15 protein-coding genes are annotated in these 16,697 nt (G+C 69.4%); 9 read left to right on the top strand and 6 right to left on the bottom strand.

The features are described 5' to 3' along the window. The first annotated feature begins 104 nt into the window (after nucleotides 1-104). The 5 genes from VEA98_RS06380 to metH are packed head-to-tail and all read left to right on the top strand — an operon-like array spanning nucleotide 105 to nucleotide 6,421. On the top strand, nucleotides 105-1,067 hold the full coding sequence (locus VEA98_RS06380; RefSeq protein ID WP_324811929.1) for a metalloregulator ArsR/SmtB family transcription factor: 963 nt from the start codon (nucleotides 105-107) through the stop codon (nucleotides 1,065-1,067). 35 nt (nucleotides 1,068-1,102) lie between these two features. Then, the gene (gene metF, locus VEA98_RS06385; protein ID WP_324812042.1) at nucleotides 1,103-2,017 is read left to right on the top strand and encodes a methylenetetrahydrofolate reductase [NAD(P)H]; all 915 of its coding nucleotides are present in this window, start codon (nucleotides 1,103-1,105) and stop codon (nucleotides 2,015-2,017) included. Continuing rightward, on the top strand, nucleotides 2,014-3,081 hold the full coding sequence (locus VEA98_RS06390; protein ID WP_324811931.1) for a homocysteine S-methyltransferase family protein: 1,068 nt from the start codon (nucleotides 2,014-2,016) through the stop codon (nucleotides 3,079-3,081). Before metF ends, VEA98_RS06390 begins: the two co-directional genes overlap by 4 nt. Next, nucleotides 3,078-3,767: a class I SAM-dependent methyltransferase gene (locus VEA98_RS06395; protein ID WP_324811934.1), complete on the top strand. Its 690-nt coding sequence runs from the start codon at nucleotides 3,078-3,080 to the stop codon at nucleotides 3,765-3,767. Before VEA98_RS06390 ends, VEA98_RS06395 begins: the two co-directional genes overlap by 4 nt. Then, entirely contained in the window at nucleotides 3,764-6,421 is a 2,658-nt protein-coding gene (metH, locus tag VEA98_RS06400) for a methionine synthase (protein WP_324811938.1), read from the top strand. The genes VEA98_RS06395 and metH overlap by 4 nt, the downstream gene beginning before the upstream one ends. Nucleotides 6,422-6,558: 137 nt before the next feature. Here metH and VEA98_RS06405 read toward each other — a convergent pair whose 3' ends face one another. Continuing rightward, entirely contained in the window at nucleotides 6,559-7,128 is a 570-nt protein-coding gene (locus VEA98_RS06405) for a hypothetical protein (RefSeq protein WP_324811940.1), read from the bottom strand. Between the two features lie 164 nt (nucleotides 7,129-7,292). After that, the gene (locus tag VEA98_RS06410) at nucleotides 7,293-10,436 is read right to left on the bottom strand and encodes a TonB-dependent receptor (RefSeq protein WP_324811943.1); all 3,144 of its coding nucleotides are present in this window, start codon (nucleotides 10,434-10,436) and stop codon (nucleotides 7,293-7,295) included. A 211-nt stretch (nucleotides 10,437-10,647) separates the two neighbouring features. Here VEA98_RS06410 and VEA98_RS06415 point away from each other — a divergent pair, with 211 nt between their 5' ends. Then, complete coding sequence (locus VEA98_RS06415; protein ID WP_324811945.1) at nucleotides 10,648-11,070, top strand: TIGR01244 family sulfur transferase; 423 nt, start codon at nucleotides 10,648-10,650, stop codon at nucleotides 11,068-11,070. 4 nt (nucleotides 11,071-11,074) lie between these two features. On the opposite strand, the gene VEA98_RS06420 is transcribed toward VEA98_RS06415, so the two are convergent. Continuing rightward, the gene (locus VEA98_RS06420; protein WP_324811948.1) at nucleotides 11,075-11,221 is read right to left on the bottom strand and encodes a hypothetical protein; all 147 of its coding nucleotides are present in this window, start codon (nucleotides 11,219-11,221) and stop codon (nucleotides 11,075-11,077) included. 69 nt (nucleotides 11,222-11,290) lie between these two features. Between VEA98_RS06420 and VEA98_RS06425 the strand changes: the two genes are divergently transcribed. Next, on the top strand, nucleotides 11,291-12,193 hold the full coding sequence (locus VEA98_RS06425) for an MBL fold metallo-hydrolase (protein ID WP_324811951.1): 903 nt from the start codon (nucleotides 11,291-11,293) through the stop codon (nucleotides 12,191-12,193). Nucleotides 12,194-12,195: 2 nt separating this feature from the next. Here VEA98_RS06425 and VEA98_RS06430 read toward each other — a convergent pair whose 3' ends face one another. Together VEA98_RS06430 and VEA98_RS06435 are read right to left on the bottom strand one after the other, a co-directional pair. After that, complete coding sequence (locus VEA98_RS06430) at nucleotides 12,196-12,852, bottom strand: DUF1499 domain-containing protein (protein ID WP_324811953.1); 657 nt, start codon at nucleotides 12,850-12,852, stop codon at nucleotides 12,196-12,198. A 41-nt stretch (nucleotides 12,853-12,893) separates the two neighbouring features. Continuing rightward, the gene (locus VEA98_RS06435; protein WP_324811955.1) at nucleotides 12,894-14,525 is read right to left on the bottom strand and encodes a long-chain-fatty-acid--CoA ligase; all 1,632 of its coding nucleotides are present in this window, start codon (nucleotides 14,523-14,525) and stop codon (nucleotides 12,894-12,896) included. Between the two features lie 134 nt (nucleotides 14,526-14,659). Here VEA98_RS06435 and udk point away from each other — a divergent pair, with 134 nt between their 5' ends. Continuing rightward, on the top strand, nucleotides 14,660-15,307 hold the full coding sequence (udk, locus tag VEA98_RS06440; RefSeq protein ID WP_324811958.1) for a uridine kinase: 648 nt from the start codon (nucleotides 14,660-14,662) through the stop codon (nucleotides 15,305-15,307). Between the two features lie 79 nt (nucleotides 15,308-15,386). Next, the gene (locus tag VEA98_RS06445) at nucleotides 15,387-16,013 is read left to right on the top strand and encodes a TetR/AcrR family transcriptional regulator (protein ID WP_324811961.1); all 627 of its coding nucleotides are present in this window, start codon (nucleotides 15,387-15,389) and stop codon (nucleotides 16,011-16,013) included. A gap of 3 nt (nucleotides 16,014-16,016) precedes the next feature. Here VEA98_RS06445 and pdxH read toward each other — a convergent pair whose 3' ends face one another. Then, a complete protein-coding gene (gene pdxH, locus VEA98_RS06450) occupies nucleotides 16,017-16,691 on the bottom strand; it encodes a pyridoxamine 5'-phosphate oxidase (RefSeq protein WP_324811964.1) in 675 nt (224 codons plus the stop codon). Nucleotides 16,692-16,697: the final 6 nt, after the last annotated feature.

The raw sequence follows: 16,697 nt of genomic DNA on the forward strand, positions 1-16,697 counted from the left end.
GGTTCCGAACGGCGGCGCCGGTGGCCGCAGATTGTGCCTGAACGAGGCCTCTGGCCAGCGGTTTCCACTTGCATAATCATATAAGGATATCCTTATATGATCTCATGTCACTGACCGCAGACCATACCGTCGAGGCCCTGCGCGCGGCGGGCGAGCCGACCCGCCTGCGGGTGCTGTCGCTGCTGGCCGGCGAGGAACTGTCGGTGATGGAGCTGTCGCGCATCCTCGACCAGAGCCAGCCACGGGTATCGCGCCACCTCAAGCTGATGACCGACGCCGGTCTGATCGAGCGCTTCCCGGACGGGGCGCGGGTGTTCTACCGCCTGACCTCCGACGCGCCCGCGCGTCGGCTGATCGACACCGTGCTGGACCTGCTCGACAGCGCCGCCGGCGACGCTGACGACCGCCGGCTGGAGGAGGTGCGGCGCGACCGCGAAGTCGCCGCCGGGGCCTATTTCGAGCGGATCGCGCCGCAGTGGGACCGCATCCGCTCCCTCTATGTGTGCGAGACGGCGGTCGAGGCGGCGATCGTCAGGGCGGCGGGCGACGGCCCGTTCGAGCGGGTCGTGGATCTCGGCACCGGCTCGGGCCGGATGCTGACCCTTCTGGGCAAGAAGGCGAGGATGTCGCTGGGCCTCGACCTCAGCCAGAACATGCTCAACATCGCCCGCGCCAATGTCACCAGGGCCGGGCTGGACAAGGTCGAACTGCGCCACGGCGACATCTTCGCCACCCGCCTGCCGCAGCAGAGCGCCGATCTGGTGCTGGTCCACCAGGTGCTGCACTACCTCGCCGATCCGGCCGCGGCGGTGGGCGAGGCGGCGCGGCTGGTCATGCCGGGCGGGCGGCTGCTGATCGTGGACTTCGCCCCGCACACGCTGGAGCACCTGCGCGAGGAGCACCAGCACCGCCGCCTCGGCTTCTCCGACGAGGAGATGCGGCGTTGGCTGGGCGAGGCGGGGCTGACCGTCTCCGCCACGATCGCCCTGCCCCCAGACACGGACGGCCTGACCGTGGTGATCTGGACCGCCGAACGGACGTCCGGACAGAAGGCCAAGGTAGCGTGACCGCGCCCGCACTCAGTCTCGCCGAGGCGCGCGCCCTGCTGCTGTCGCCGCTGGGCCCGGTGGCGCGCGCCGGTCAGGACGCCTCGCGCCCGCGCGTGTCGTTCGAATTCTTCCCGCCCAAGTCGGACGAGGCCGAGGCCAGCCTGTGGAAGGCCGTCACCCGCCTGGCCCCGCTGAAGCCGGACTTCGTGTCGGTGACCTACGGGGCCGGCGGCTCAACCCGGGAACGCACCCACCGCACGGTGCAGCGCATCCTCGCCGAGACCGATCTGACCCCCGCCGCCCACCTGACCTGCGTCGAGGCCAGCCGCGACGAGGTCGATGCGGTGATCGACGGCTATCGCGACGCCGGGGTGCGCCACATCGTGGCGCTGCGCGGCGACCCGCCGGGCGGCGCGGGACTCGGCGGCGCCTACGTCCCGCGCGCCGACGGCTATGCCAACGCCACCGAACTGGCCGCCGCCGTGGCGCGGCGTGGCGATTTCGAGATCAGCGTCGGCTGCTATCCGGAAGGCCATCCCGAAAGCCCCTCGTCGGTTCACGACATTCATGTGCTGAAGGCCAAGGTCGACGCCGGGGCGACCCGGGCGATCAGCCAGTTCTTCTTCGACATCGACGCCTTCCTGAGATTCCGCGACCGGGTGCGGGCGGCGGGGCTCAGCGTCCCGATCATCCCGGGCATCATGCCGGTGTCCAACTTCGCCGGGCTGAAGCGGATGTGCGGCAGTTGCGGGACCGCCATCCCAGACTGGCTGGCGGCCCATTTCGACGGCCTCGATGACGATCCGGAGACCCGCAAGCTGATCGCCGCCTCGGTGGCCGCCGAGATGTGCGCCCGGCTGCAGGAGGAAGGCTTCGCCGACTTCCACTTCTACACCCTGAACCGCGCCGACCTGGTCTACGCCATCTGCCGGGTGCTGGGCGTGCGCGAGCAGAGGGCCGAGGCATGAGCCGCGCCGACCGCATCGCCGCCCTGCATGCCGCCGCGAAGGAGCGCATCCTCGTCCTCGACGGCAGCTGGGGCGTGATGATCCAGCGGCGCGAGCTGTCCGAGGCCGAGTTCCGCGGCGAACGCTTCGCCGGCCACAACGGCCAGATGAAGGGCAACAACGACATCCTGTGTCTCACCCGTCCCGATGTCATCTCTGACCTGCACGATCAGTATTTCGCCGCCGGCGCCGACATCACCGAGACCAATACCTTCTCGGCGACGACCATCGCCCAGGACGACTACGGGCTGGACCAGCAGGCGGTGTGGGACATCAACCTGGAAGGCGCGAAGCTGGCGCGGGCGGTCGCGGACCGCTGGACCGCGAGGACTCCCGACAAGCCGCGCTTCGTGGCTGGCTCGATCGGGCCGTTGAACAAGATGCTGTCGATGTCGTCGGACGTGAACGATCCCGGCGCGCGGCTGGTCACCTTCGACCAGGTCTATGACGCCTACCGCCAGCAGGTGAAGGCGCTGCACGCCGGCGGCGTCGACCTGTTCCTGATCGAGACGATCACCGACACGCTCAACTGCAAGGCGGCGATCAAGGCCATCCTCGACCTCGCCGACGAGGGGCTTGAGTCGCTGCCGATCTGGATTTCCGGCACCATCGTCGACCGGTCGGGCCGCACCCTGAGCGGCCAGACGGCCGAGGCCTTCTGGCACAGCGTCAGGCATGCGAAGCCGTTCGCGGTCGGCTTCAACTGCGCCCTGGGCGGCGAGCTGATGCGGCCGTTCATCGCCGAGCTGTCGCGGGTGGCCGACACCCTCGTCGCCGCCTACCCCAACGCCGGCCTGCCCAACGCCATGGGCGAATACGACGAGCAGCCGCACGAGACGGCCCATTTCATCGAGGAGTGGGCGCGGTCGGGTCTGGTCAACATCGTCGGCGGCTGCTGCGGCACCACGCCGGAGCATATCCGCCATGTCGCCGACGAGGTCGCCGGCGTGATGCCCCGCGCGATACCCGAGCGGCCGGTGGCGATGCGGCTTTCGGGCTTGGAACCGTTCGAGCTGGTGGCGTGAACACCTTGAGCGCCCAACCCTTTTCTGAGCGCACGGCGCTGGCGAGCTATACGCAGAACGCCCGCCGGACGGTGCCGGGCTTCGACTCCATGCATCTCATGGCCTCCGTCCTTCTGGCCCAGCGCGCGCCGCAGGGCGGCAGGATCCTTGTGCTGGGAGCGGGCGGCGGCATGGAGCTGCGCCTCCTGGCCGAGGCACGGCCTGACTGGTCGTTGGACGGAGTCGACCCCTCGGAGCCGATGCTCGACCTCGCCCGTGAAACACTCGGCGACCATGCAGGGCGGGCCACCCTTCACCTCGGCTATATCGACGACGCCCCGACCGGGCCGTTCGACGGAGCGGTCTGCATCCTCACCCTTCATTTTCTGCCAGCGGCAGAGCGCCTTCGCACCCTGCGGCAGGTCCACCAGCGGCTGGCCCCCGGCGCGCCCTTCGTCGTCGCCCATTGCAGCTTTCCGCAGCAGCCTGCTGAAGAGCGGAGCCGGTGGCGCGACCTCGAAGAGGCCTACATCGTCGCGTCCGGCGGCACGCCTGAGATGGCGCGGAAACGCCGCAAGGGCGTCGAGGAAGGCCTGCCCGTGCTGAGCCCGGAAGACGACGAGCGGCTGTTGCATGAGGCCGGCTTTGGAGCCGTGACGCCGTTCTATGTCGGGTTCACCTTCCGGGGCTGGGTAGCCAGCGCATGAGGCCGACCTTCATCAACGTCGGCGAGCGGACCAACGTCACCGGCTCGGCCAAATTCCGGAAGCTGGTGGTCGAGGGCGATTACGCCGGGGCGCTGGCGGTGGCGCGGCAGCAGGTCGAGGCGGGGGCCTCGGTCATCGACGTCAATATGGACGAGGGGCTGCTGGACGGCGTCGTGGCCATGCGCACCTTCCTGAACCTGATCGCGGCCGAGCCCGACATCGCCCGCGTGCCGGTGATGATCGACAGCTCGAAATGGGAGGTGATCGAGGCCGGGCTGAAATGCGTCCAGGGCAAGCCGATCGTCAATTCCATCTCGATGAAGGCGGGCGAGGCCGAGTTCCGCGAGCAGGCGGTGAAATGCCTGCGCTACGGGGCCGCCGTGGTGGTCATGGCCTTCGACGAACAGGGCCAGGCCGACACGGCGGCGCGCAAGATCGAGATCTGCACCCGCGCCTATCGCATCCTCGTGGACGAGGTCGGCTTCCCGCCCGAGGACATCATCTTCGATCCCAACATCTTCGCCGTCGCGACGGGGATCGAGGAGCACGACAACTACGCCGTCGACTTCATCGAGGCGACGCGGGTGATCAAGGCCACCCTGCCCTACGCGCGGGTGTCGGGCGGGGTCTCGAACGTGTCGTTCAGCTTCCGTGGCAACGAGCCGGTCCGCCGGGCGATCCACTCGGTCTTCCTGTACCACGCCATCCAGGCGGGCATGGACATGGGCATCGTCAACGCCGGCGACCTGCCCGTCTATGACGACATCGACCCGGTGCTGCGCGAGGCGGTCGAGGACGTGATCCTGAACCAGCCGCCGCGGACAAACGTCTCGAACACCGAGCGGCTGGTCGAACTGGCGCCGTCGTACAAGGGCGACAAGGGGGCGGCGCGGGTCGTCGACCTGAAGTGGCGCGATCAGCCGGTGGCCAAGCGGATCGAGCACGCCCTGGTGCACGGCATCACCGACTGGATCGAGCAGGACACGGAGGAGGCGCGGCTGCAGGCGGAGCGGCCGCTGCACGTCATCGAAGGGCCGCTGATGGACGGGATGAACGTGGTCGGCGACCTGTTCGGCTCGGGCAAGATGTTCCTGCCGCAGGTGGTCAAGTCGGCGCGGGTCATGAAGCAGGCGGTGGCCTGGCTGGAACCGTTCATGGAGGCGGAGAAGTCGGGCCAGCCGCGTCAGCAGGCCGGCAAGATCCTGATGGCGACGGTCAAGGGCGACGTCCACGACATCGGCAAGAACATCGTCGGCGTCGTGCTCCAGTGCAACAATTACGAGGTCATCGACCTGGGAGTGATGGTTCCGGCCGACCGCATCCTCGACGCGGCGATCGAGCACAAGGTCGACATCATCGGCCTGTCCGGGCTGATCACGCCGAGCCTCGACGAGATGGTCTTCGTGGCGCGCGAGATGGAACGGCGGGGTTTCGACATCCCGCTGCTGATCGGCGGGGCGACGACCAGCCGGACCCATACGGCGGTGAAGGTGGAGCCGGGCTACAGGCGCGGCTCGACCACCTATGTCATCGACGCCTCGCGGGCGGTGGGCGTGGTCTCGGGCCTGCTGTCGCCGACGGAGAAGGCGAAGAACGAACGGGCGACGCGCGAGGAATATGTCCGCATCCGCGAGCAGTTCGCACGCGGGCGAGAGGTCAAGGCGCGGGCGGCGCTGCCGGCGGCGCGGGCCAACCGCTTCCGGCCGCAATCCCCCGCCCTGCCCCCGAGGCCGTCGTTCCTCGGGGGCAGGGCGTTCGACGGCTGGGATCTGCAAGACCTGGCCGACCACATCGACTGGACGCCGTTCTTCGCCAGCTGGGAGCTGATCGGCCGCTATCCGCTGATCCTCGAGGACGAGATCGTCGGCGAGGCGGCGCGCGACCTGTTCCGGGATGCGCAGGCGATGCTGAAGCGGATCGTCGAGGAGCGCTGGTACACGGCGCGGGGCGTGGTCGGCTTCTGGCCCGCCAATGCGCGCGGCGACGACGTCGTGGTGTGGAGCGACGAGAGCCGCACGACGGAGCTGGCGCGTTTCCACGGCCTGCGCCAGCAGATGGCCAAGACCAACGGCAAGCCGAACCTGTGCCTGTCCGACTTCGTGGCCGAGAACGGCGAGGACTGGATCGGGGCCTTCGCGGTCACGGCGGGGCACGGCGAACTGGAGCGGGCGGCCGCGTTCAAGGCGGCCGGGGACGACTATTCGGCGATCATGGCCACGGCCCTGGCCGACCGGCTGGCGGAGGCCTTCGCCGAGCGGCTGCACAAGGAGGTCCGCACCCGGCTGTGGGGCTATGCGCCGGACGAGGCGACCTCGGTCGATGATCTGATCGCCGAGTCCTACCAGGGCATCCGCCCGGCCCCGGGTTATCCGGCCCAGCCAGACCACACCGAAAAGGCGACGCTGTTCAAGCTTTTGCAGGCGGAAGCGAAGGCGGAGATTCACCTGACCGAGAGCTTCGCCATGACTCCGACGGCGGCGGTCTCGGGCCTGTATTTCGGTCACCCGGAGAGCCACTATTTCGGCGTCGGCAAGATCGACCGCGACCAGGTCGAAGACTACGCCCGCCGCAAGGGCTGGGACATGGCGACGGCCGAACGCTGGCTGGGCCCCATCCTGAACTACGACCCGGGGGCGGAGGCGGCGGCGGCGTAAGGGGAGTGGCTGGTGGCTGGTGGCCGGTGGCTAGTCGCCAGTGGCTGCTGATTTGAGTAGGCCTCCTCCCGGCCAAGACCGAGCTCCCGATACTACCCACTAGCCACCAGCCACCAGCCACCAGCCACTCTCCCGCCCTACTCCAGCCCGACCTCTTCCGGGGTCGCCGGCGGCGTCGTGATGTTCTCGCGCAGGCGGCGGGCGGCGTGTTCGCAACGACCGGGCAGGCCGAAGAACAGGCCGAAGGCCTGGCTGCGCACCGCCTCGTCCTGGCCCGCCAGGGGAGCCCATTTGGCGGCGGCCTCGGCCGCGGCGGCCTGGGCGGCGGCGCGGCTGGCGGGCGTCTGGCGCGGTTCGGCGGCCTGCAGGGCCGAATGGAAGTCGGCGGCCTCGAGCCGGCCGAGCCGGATGATGTCCCGGTCCAGCGGATCGGCGTCTGTCAGGGTCTCTCCCAGGGCCACGTGGCCGTTCACCAGCGCCTCGCACCAGGCGACCAGCGGATAGTCCTGCTCCGGCGCGCCGCGCGGCAGGGGGTTGGCGTAGGCGACCGCCTCACGAATGCGCAGGGCCTCGACCGTCTCGCCCGTCGCGGGCGCGGCGGTGGCCACCGGGCCGTCCTGGGCGGCGGTGACGACGGGCCCGTCCTGGGCGTCCGCGGGCGGGACCTGGATCAGGAGGGCGGCGGCGAAGGCGAGGCTGGCGATCATGAAGGCTCCGGAAATCTGACCGTCGGACGAGGTTCGGATGCCGCAACGCTTGAGACGCGGCAATGGTTTTTAGATGACGGCCCCTCCGCAACGAAAAATCGGGGCAAAGAAAAAGCGGCGGGCCCGGGGGCCCGCCGCTCATCCTTTTGGTTCCGAACGGCGCCTTAGAAGGCCCAGTCGAAGCCGATCCGCACCGAGCGCGGGGCCTGGAAGGCCGTCGGGGCCTGGTAGTCGGCTTCCGGCTGGCCATCGTCGCCCTCGCCGAACTCGTTCGCCTGGATGGACGAGTCGAGATCGAAGACGTTGAAGATGTCAGCCCGCAGAACCAGGTTGCCCGGGACCATTTCGTCCAGGCTGTAGCGGAACGACAGGTCGAAGCGGGTCACCCAATCCGTCGCGAAGACGGAACCGCGGTCCACAACCAGGTTGTTGCAGAAGCGGGCGGCCGCGCCGTACGAGTCGTTGGCCACCTGGCCTTCGCCGCCGGCGTAGTCGTTCGGAGCCAGGCCGATGCAGCCGTAGCGGCGGGGCGAGGTGACCGACAGGTTGGCGCCGACCAGCAGCTCCGGAGTCGCCTGCCAGGACCCAAAGGCCTTGAACTGGTGACCGCGGTGGTTCGGCAGCAGGCCGTAGGCGCCCGGGATGAACGACAGGAAGTCGAAGTCCTGGACGATGCCGGCGTCGGTCTGACCGATGTCGGACTTGACCGCGCCTTCGTAGTTGCCTTCCGAGCGGGACAGCACATACGAGCCTTGCAGGCCCCACACGCCGTCGAAGGCGCGTTCGAAGGTGAACTCGAGGGCCGTGTACTCACGCGTGGCCTTCGGGATGCCGAGGTCTTCGGCCGACAGGGTGATGGTCCGCGGACCCGTTTCGCCGTCGAAGGTGACCGGCAGGGTCACTTCCGTGTCGAAGCCCGGGTTGATGATCAGATAGTAGCTCTGACCCGGGAACAGCTCGGCGCAGCCCTCGGCGGCGCCGGCCAGCACCAGGGGGATGCCCTCGCGTTGGCAGTAGCCGATCACGCCCTGGTCGAGCAGGGCGTCTTCGACGACCCGGCCCAGCTTGCGGTAGGTGGCGTTGACGCCGACGGTCCAGAGGTCCGTCATGCGGTATTCGAAGCCGAGGCGGAACTCGTCCTCGAAGGTCGAGGCCAGGTTGCGGGCCGAGATCAGTTCCGGCGGCGTCGAGGTGCCGTCGTCACGGAGCGAGCAGGCCGTGGCGCCGGGCGACGTAGCGCCGATGCCGGCCGGGCAGTTCTGCAGGCTGGTGGCGCCGGTGGCCGAGGTGATCTGCGTGCCGAAGCCGCCGGTCGGGAGACCGGTGACCGGATCCAGCGGGCCGATGTCGCCACCGGGGCCGCTGCCGCGGAAGAACTCGTTGAAGTCGATCGCCGGCGAGGCGATGCGGAACGCCGTGTTCGAGGCCGGCGGCAGGAAGTAGCGGCCGTACGAACCGTAGAAGCGCATCGTGCCGTCGGCCATCGGGTCATAGGCGAAGCCCAGACGCAGAGCCTTCTCACCGTCGAAGTCGATGAAGCTGGTGCCGTTCGGGTCCGCCACCGAGAAGGTGTCGTTCCGGAAGCCGATCTGCAGGTTCAGGTTGTCGTTCACGTCCCACGAGTCGTGGATGTACCAGGCGGTGTTCTCGCCGCCGAAGCCGCCACCCGAGGTGAAGACGCGGGTCTGGATGTACTCGTCGCCCGCGGCGAGGCCCAGGGTGTTGCCGGCGACGGCTTCCCGGTACTCGATGTTGCGGCCGCCGTTGCGGACGGAGCTTTCCGTCAGCAGCGTCTCTTCCTTGTCGTAGCCGAGCCGCACGTGGTGCTGACCCCACATGTCGAAGAAGATATCGGCGTCGGCGCGCCAGAAGGTGCGTTCGGCGATGAACGGCGTGGTCGTCGCGGCCGCCGACTGACGGCTGCGGCGGGTCGTGGTGCCGCCGCGGAAGTCGTTGACCAGGGATTCGCCGATCAGGTTGTTCACGGCCGACTGGTCGGTGGTGCTTTCACCGTAGGCGGCCGAGATGGTCAGCCAGTCGGTGATGGTGCCGGTGTAACGGCCCACCCAGTTCTCGCCGCCCTGTTGCAGGGTGTCGGTGGTGAGCACGTTGCTGTAGTCGACCACGCCCGTCGTGGTGTTGAACGCGTAGTTCTGACGGGTGCGGGTCCGCGACGTGTCGAAGTAGGTGAACTCGAGGCGGTGATCGTCGGTGACGTAGCCGTCCAGCTTGACGCCGTAGAACGGGTCGTCGCTGAAGGTGTCTTCCGAATAGGTGCCGCCCAGGGTGGCGACCTGCGATTCCGTGTCCTGGTAGGCCACGATGCCGTAGGCGAACAGCCGGTCACGGATGATCGGACCGCCCAGTTCGACCGTGAAGGTCTTCTCTTCGAAGCCCGACAGCGCGTTGTAGGCGCCGATGGCGTTCGGCGTGGTCACGCCGTTCGGCGAGTCCTCGCGCAGCGAGTCGGGAGCCCAGGTGCCGTGCAGTTCCAGCACGAAGTCGTTGGTGCCCGACTTGGTGATGGCGTTGATCACGCCGCCCGTGGCGCGGCCGAACTCGGCCGAGTAGCCGCCGGTCTTCACTTCCACCGTCTTGTAGAACTCGAACGGCACCGTGGCGCCGCCGAGGCCGTTGACGAAGTTGGTGATGTTCAGGCCGTTGACGAAGAACGCGTTCTCGGCGGGCGAGGCGCCCGACAGCGACGGCGGAGCCTGGAGCTGGGCGCTGCCGACAGCGAACGAGGTGTCGCCCGCGACGGCGCCGGGCGCCAGCAGGGTGACGGCCGTGATGTTGCGGGCCACCGGGACCTGGTCGACCAGTTCGTCGACGTCCACGGTCACGCCGGTCGCGGTGCGCGACAGGTCGAGCTGGCGGCGAACGCCGGTGACGACGACTTCGCCGACGTCCGTGGCGCCGCCGGCCGAGCCGACGGTGAAGGCGAAGTTCGACACGCCGCCGAGCGTGACGTTCACGCGCTCGGTCAGGGTGTCGCGGCCCGCGGCCTCGACGGTGACGTCGTAGGCGCCGGTCGGGATCAGCGCGATGCGGAAGCTGCCGTCAGCGCCCGTGACCGCCGAGCGGCTGATGCCCTGGGCCGCCGAGCGGACCGTGACAGAGGCGCCGGCGATCGGCTGGCCGTCGTTGCCCTGCACCGTGCCGGCGAGCGTGCCGGTGGTGTAGTCCTGCGCGACCGCGGTGGTCGGCGTCGCGAGCATCACGGCCGGAGCCGCGACCAGCGCCATGAGCGCCGCTCCGCCGATCATCGTCGAATGCAGCAAACGCTGCTTGATGGTTTGGGTCTTCAAAGGGTGGTCCTCCTGAGACCGCCGGGCGCATCCAGGAGGAAGCGAGCATCGACGGCAACCAAACTCCGCGCACCCCAATGCACGCAGATTGCCTTGACCTTAGACTTGGCAACGGCCGAACGCAGCATAATTACGGTCCCGTAACCCAATCGTCGCGGGCCTGTCGCAATCCCGCCACACACAAGGTGACGCTGTTGAAAAGCCTAAGCAAATGACCAGCCCGACCGCTGTTTTTCGGCCCCTCTCCAGCCAGGTGTGGGTCACCGGCCAGGTGACGCCGGGGCAGGTTTCGGACCTGCGGCGAGCCGGGTTCACCTGTTTGGTGAATCACCGTCCCGACGACGAGGAGCCGGGCCAGCCCACCGCCGCCGAGATCGCTCGGGCCGCGGCCGAGGCGGGAATGACGGTCGTGCACGCCCCGGCGCGAGGCCTTCCCGATCCTGCCGCAGTCGCCGCCACCCGCGAGGCCCTCGGGATCCTGGGAGAGGATGGCAAGGCGCTGTTCTTCTGCCGGTCGGGGATGCGGTCGGCGGCCGCCTGGGCGATGGCCGAGCGTGAGGCGGGCGCCGACCCCGAAGACCTGCGCGCGGCGGCGGCGGCCGCAGGCTACGACCTCAGCCGGCTTCCGCTATAAGGGTTCAGCGCGCAACGCCGACCCGCACGGCGTAGGGGGCCGGATCGGGCGTGCAGGACGCCACGGCGAGTTGCGCCGCCATGAGACACAGGAAGGCCGCCGCGATGGGCTGGAGCCGTTTTGATACAGACAGGGCGATGGAAACGGCCATGTCGGGCACTCCGCGGATGAATTACGGGGGTGCGAGGCAAGGGCCGGGCCGCCTCCGCCGCCCCGCCGCATGATCCCCTTCGTTCGAGAACTGGACGTGGCCTACGGCCGGGCCGATCGCGTCTCGCCGCTGATCCGCCGGGTGATCGCGGCCAATCCCGGGCCGTTCACCTTCACCGGCACCGGGACCTACCTGATCGGGCGGGCCGAGCCGGGCGCCGGCGTGGCGGTGCTCGATCCGGGTCCGCCGGACGAGTCCCATCTGGCCGCCCTGCTCAAGGCTGTGGAGGGCCAGACGGTCACCCATGTGCTGGTCACCCATACGCACCGGGACCACTCTCCCCTCGCCCGCCCCTTCGCCGAAGCGGTCGGCGCGCCGGTGCTGGCGGCGCGGCCGCCGGCCCGGGTCGTCCACGTCTCGGCCGCGCTGGACGAGGAAGACGACGAGGCCTTCGCCCCCGATGTCGTGCTGACCGGGGGCGAGATGATCGGGGGGGACGGCTGGACGATCGAAGCCCTGGCCACCCCCGGCCACGCCTCCAACCACCTGGCCTTCGTGCTGCGCGAGGAGAACGCCCTGTTCAGCGGCGACCACGTGATGGGCTGGTCGACCACGGTGGTGGCGCCGCCCGACGGCGACATGACCACCTATATGGCCAGCCTGGACGCAGTGATCGTCCGCGGCTTCTCGACCCTCTGGCCGACCCACGGCGCGCCGATCACCGAACCGGGGCCGTTCCTGGCGGCCTATCGGGCCCATCGGCTGGAGCGGGAAGGGCAGATCGTCAGCCAGCTGACGGCCGGTCCGCGACGGATCGCCGACATGGTTCCGACCCTCTACGCAGCGGTGGATTCGCGCCTGTGGCCGGCCGCGGGTCTGTCGGTCTGGGCCCATCTGATCGCGCTGGAGCGGGCCGGACGCGCCCGGGCCGAGCCGGAGCCCGCGATCGACGCCGTCTGGAGCCTGGCCTGAGCCTATTCGAGGCTGCGCAGCCTGGCGCTGATCTCCGTCACCAGCCGACAGGCCTCGCCGGCGTGCGGATGTCCGTCCCGGGCGGCGACGCGAATGTCCGTCCGACCGGGGCGAATCCGGATCACCGCGTCGTGGGCCGTGCCGAACCAGAAGCCGCGATGGGTCCCCGCCGCACGCGCCACCGTGACGCTTCCTTGCAGGCTGAAGCCCGATTCCTGCAGCGCCCAGGCGGCGGTCTGCGGAGCCACCTGGGTCATCGCCGGAACCGCTCCCGGGCAAGCCTCCGCGCCGCCCGTCTCGGCTGGCCCCGAGCGACCCCGGCGGGCTCCCAGTGGACCGAAGCCCGGGACCTCGGCCAGGTCGGTGCTGATGTCGTCGGGCGGCCCGGAGGCGGTCCGGGTCATATGCCACCAGAGCCCTCCCAGGGTGAGGGCCGAGACGATGACAGCGAGCGCCGCCACCCCGGGCGAGGCCCGGCGACGCAAGGCGGCGACCACTAGCGCCAGGGCGGCCAGCGCCGCCATCGTCGCCAGCACCACGCCGATGCGCATCGTCAGGACATCATGGCCGGTCTCATAGCTCCACAGGCCAAACCGCGTCCCCCCGGCGGCGACGAGGACGAACAGCGGAGCCAGGACGGCGACCGCCAGGAGGCGCATCCCGCCCCCGCCCGGTCCGCGTTTTCCCGTCGCCATCCGCCTCAGCCTCCCGTCGGAAGTCGGTAGTCCTTCATCCGCTCGCGCAGAGTCTTCTTGTCGATCTTGCCGGTTGCGCCGAGCGGGATGTCGTCGACGAAGACGACGTCGTCCGGCATCCACCATTTGGCGATCTTGCCGTGCAGGAAGTCCAGATGCTCCTGCTTGTTCTCGGCCTGGCCGGGCTTGAGCTTGAGGACCAGCACCGGGCGTTCGTCCCATTTGGGATGCGCCGCGCCGATGACGGCGGCCAGATCGACCTTGGGATGGCCGACGGCGATGTTCTCGATCTCGATCGAGCTGATCCACTCGCCGCCCGACTTGATCACGTCCTTGGCGCGGTCGGTGATCTGCATGAAGCCCTGTTCGTCGATGGTGGCCACGTCGCCAGTGTCGAAGAAGCCCTCGTGGTCGAGGATGTCGCCGCCCTCGCCCTTGAAATAGGCCCCGGCGATCGTCGGCCCCTTGATCATCAGCCGCCCGTAGGTGTGCCCGTCGTGGGGCATCTCCTGACCGGCGTAGTTCTTCAGCTTGAGCTCGACGCCCAGCGGCGGCGTGCCCTGCTTGACGCGCCACTTCATCTGCTCGTCGTACGGCAGGGCCTTCAGCTCGGGCGGCAGGTTGGACAGGGTGCCGATCGGCGAGGTTTCGGTCATGCCCCAGCCTTGCAGCACCTCGATGCCGAATTCGTCGTGGAAGGCGCGGATCAGGCTTTCCGGCACGGCCGAGCCGCCGATCAGGACGCGCTTGACGCTGGGGATCTTGAGATTGTTCTCGCGCAGGTGAGTCAGCAGGCCCTGCCACACGGTCGGCACGGCGGCGGAGAAGGTGACGCCCTCGCTCTCGATCAGCTCGTAGATGGCCGCGCCGTCCATGCGGGCGCCGGGCAGGACCAGCTTGGAGCCCGCCGCCGGCCCGCCGAAGGCGATGCCCCAGGCGTTGGCGTGGAACATCGGCACCACCGGCAGGATGACCTCGCTTGGCGTCGCGCCCAGCACCGTGGTCTGCAGGCCCAGCAGCGTATGGATGAAGTTGGAGCGGTGCGAATACAGCACCCCCTTCGGATTGCCGGTCGTGCCCGAGGTGTAGCAGAGGCCGCATGCGGTCTGTTCGTCGAAGCCGCCCCATTCGACGTCTTCGGAGGCGGTCGACAGCAGGGCCTCGTAGCATTCCGCGCCGGGCAGTTTCGTCGCCGGCATGTGCAGTTCGTCGGTCAGGACCACGACCCGCTCGACCGAGGGACAGTGCGGCAGCACCGCCTCCAGCAGGGGGATGAAGGTCAGGTCGACGAAGATGATCTTATCCTCGGCGTGGTTGATGATGTAGGCCAGCTGCTCCGGGAACAGGCGCGGGTTCAGCGTGTGGCAGACCGCGCCGATGCCCATGATGCCGTACCAGGCCTCGATGTGGCGGCCGCTGTTCCAGGCCAGGGTGGCGATGCGGTCGCCGACCCTGACGTCCCAGTCCTTGAGCACGCCCGAGACGCGTTTGGCGCGGGCGTGGATCTCGGCGTAGGTGGTGCGGACGATCGGGCCTTCGACCGAGCGGGTCACGACCTCGCGGTGGCCGTGCCAATTCCTGGCGTGGTCGATGATCCTGTCGACCGTCAGCGGCCAGTCCTGCATCAATCCGAGCATCGATATCCCTCGCCTGCGTCTGCTTATCGAGACGCTTGCCGAAAGGAGTATCGGGGCGGTCAGCGTTAGGCAACGTGACGCCGGGTCAACCGGGGCGCCTTGGCGTTGGCCTCGGCTTGGCCCTAGAAGGCTGCATGCCCATTCTCATCGCCATCACCGGAGGGTCCGGCTCGGGCAAGAGCACCCTGGCCGAGACGCTGGTCGCCGCCCTCCCCTCCGGCGCCGCTGTGCTGGTGCGCGAGGACTCCTACTACCGCGACGCGGCCAGCCTGCCGGGCTTCGACGCCGCCACCTTCGATTTCGACGACGTGGCGGCGCGGGACCATGAGCTGATGATCCGGGATCTCGCCGCGCTCAAGGCCGGCCGGGACATCACCGCGCCGATCTACTCCTTCATCCATCATGGCCGGGAGCCGGGCGGCGAGCGGGTGCGCGCGGCCCAGGTGGTGATCGTCGAGGGCACCCACCTGCTGTGCACGCCCGGGCTGGTCGAGCTGTTCGACATCCGGGTGTTCGTGGACACCCCCGCCGACATCCGCTTCATCCGCCGGCTGTTGCGCGACCAGGCCGAGCGGGGCCGGACCGCCGACTCCGTGATCCACCAGTATCTCACCACCGTCCGGCCGGGCCATGAGCGGCTGACCGAGCCGTCGCGGGTCAACGCCGACTTCATCGTCGCCGACGCCACGGCGGCGGTGCGGCTGGAGGACCCGCAGGCTGTGGTCCGGCTGGCGGCGCCGGTGCTGGCCCACCCGTTGCTCGCGAGCCTCTTCACCGGCTGATCGTCGAACAGCGGTCGGCGACCCCTTGACCGCGCGGTCTGGCGTGCGTCAGCTTGGCGTTCAAGCAGGCGACCCACCCATGCACGGCTCCGTCACCGTTCCGGCCCCGACGCCCGATCCCAAGCGGCAGCTGATCGTGCGGCATGCGCGTCAGCATTTCGTCCGGGAGGGCTATGCGGCGACCAAGATCGAGCCGATCGCGCGCGAGGCCGGGGTGTCGACGGCCACCCTCTACGCCCTGTTCGGCGGCAAGGCGGCGCTGTTCACGGCGGTGATCGACGACGCCGCGGAGGACTTCTCCCGCCAGATGGCCTGCGTCCGCGCCATCGAGGGCGACGCCCGCGCCGCCCTGACCAGTTTCGCCGAGGCCTACGGCGGGTTCATGGGCGACCCGTTCGTGCGCTCGATCTTCCGGCTGGTGATGGCCGAGCGGCCGCGCTTCCAGGCCCTGGCGCTGCGCTTCTTCGAGAAGGGCCGGTCGGAGTTCGGCGCGACCCTGATCGGGATCATCGTCCGGCTGTCCAGGTCGGGCGCCCTGGGGCCGGTCGAGCATCCGTCGTGGGCGGCGGGTCACCTGATGGGGATGATCGAGCACCCGGTCTTCTTCGTGCCGCTGGTCACGGGCGACGAAGTGCGCGTGCGCCGCTCGATCGAGGCCATCGCCGCCGAGGCGGTCGAGACCTTCCTCGCCCGGTACGGCGCCTGAACCTCAGGGCCAGAGCCGCGTCTTCGTCCAGCCGCCCGCAGCCCTGTCAAAACGCAGCCGGTCATGCAGCCGGAATGGCCGGTCCCGCCAGAACTCGATGCTGTCGGGCAAGACGCGCCAGCCGGTCCAGCGTTCGGGCCTCGGCACGTCGCCGTCGGCGAAGCGGGCGGTCTCTCGGGCCACGGCGAGTTCCAGGGTCGCGCGGCTGTCCAGCGGGCGGGACTGGTCCGAGGCCCAGGCCCCGATGCGGCTCTCGCGGGCGCGGCTCGCGAAATAGGCGTCGGCCTCGGCTGCGCTGACCGGTTCGACGGCCCCGCGCACCCGCACCTGCCGCCGCAGCGACTTCCAGTGGAACAGCAGGGCCGCCGCCGGATGCGCCGCCAGCGCCTCGCCCTTGGCGCTCTCGCGGTTCGAATAGAAGGTGAAGCCGCGGGCATCGACGTCCTTGAGCAGGACCATCCGCGCGTCCGGCAGTCCCGCCGCGTCCACCGTGGCCAGGGCCATGGCGTTGGCGTCGTTGGGTTCGCTTGCGCGGGCGTCGGTCAGCCACTCCACGAACAGGGCGATCGGTTCCGGCCGCTCGAAGATGGATTCGTCCCCGTTGGCGGCGAGGGCGGCGGCGTATTGCTCCGCATACTCCTCGCGGGTCGGGCTGGGCGGGATCACGGGCGCGGTCATGACCTC

This window comes from Brevundimonas sp. (assembly GCF_035627055.1).
Taxonomy (GTDB): Bacteria; Pseudomonadota; Alphaproteobacteria; order Caulobacterales; family Caulobacteraceae; genus Brevundimonas.

Bases quoted from the DNA above. Each gene is read 5' to 3' on its own strand.
- VEA98_RS06435 (WP_324811955.1), bottom strand. From the start codon at position 14,525: ATGCTCGGATTGATGCAGGACTGGCCGCTGACGGTCGACAGGATCATC.
- VEA98_RS06390 (WP_324811931.1), top strand. From the start codon at position 2,014: ATGAGCCGCGCCGACCGCATCGCCGCCCTGCATGCCGCCGCGAAGGAG.
- pdxH (WP_324811964.1), bottom strand. From the start codon at position 16,691: ATGACCGCGCCCGTGATCCCGCCCAGCCCGACCCGCGAGGAGTATGCG.
- VEA98_RS06425 (WP_324811951.1), top strand. From the start codon at position 11,291: ATGATCCCCTTCGTTCGAGAACTGGACGTGGCCTACGGCCGGGCCGAT.
- udk (WP_324811958.1), top strand. From the start codon at position 14,660: ATGCCCATTCTCATCGCCATCACCGGAGGGTCCGGCTCGGGCAAGAGC.
- VEA98_RS06415 (WP_324811945.1), top strand. From the start codon at position 10,648: ATGACCAGCCCGACCGCTGTTTTTCGGCCCCTCTCCAGCCAGGTGTGG.
- VEA98_RS06420 (WP_324811948.1), bottom strand. From the start codon at position 11,221: ATGGCCGTTTCCATCGCCCTGTCTGTATCAAAACGGCTCCAGCCCATC.
- VEA98_RS06445 (WP_324811961.1), top strand. From the start codon at position 15,387: ATGCACGGCTCCGTCACCGTTCCGGCCCCGACGCCCGATCCCAAGCGG.
- VEA98_RS06405 (WP_324811940.1), bottom strand. From the start codon at position 7,128: ATGATCGCCAGCCTCGCCTTCGCCGCCGCCCTCCTGATCCAGGTCCCG.
- VEA98_RS06430 (WP_324811953.1), bottom strand. From the start codon at position 12,852: ATGCGCCTCCTGGCGGTCGCCGTCCTGGCTCCGCTGTTCGTCCTCGTC.
- VEA98_RS06380 (WP_324811929.1), top strand. From the start codon at position 105: ATGTCACTGACCGCAGACCATACCGTCGAGGCCCTGCGCGCGGCGGGC.
- metH (WP_324811938.1), top strand. From the start codon at position 3,764: ATGAGGCCGACCTTCATCAACGTCGGCGAGCGGACCAACGTCACCGGC.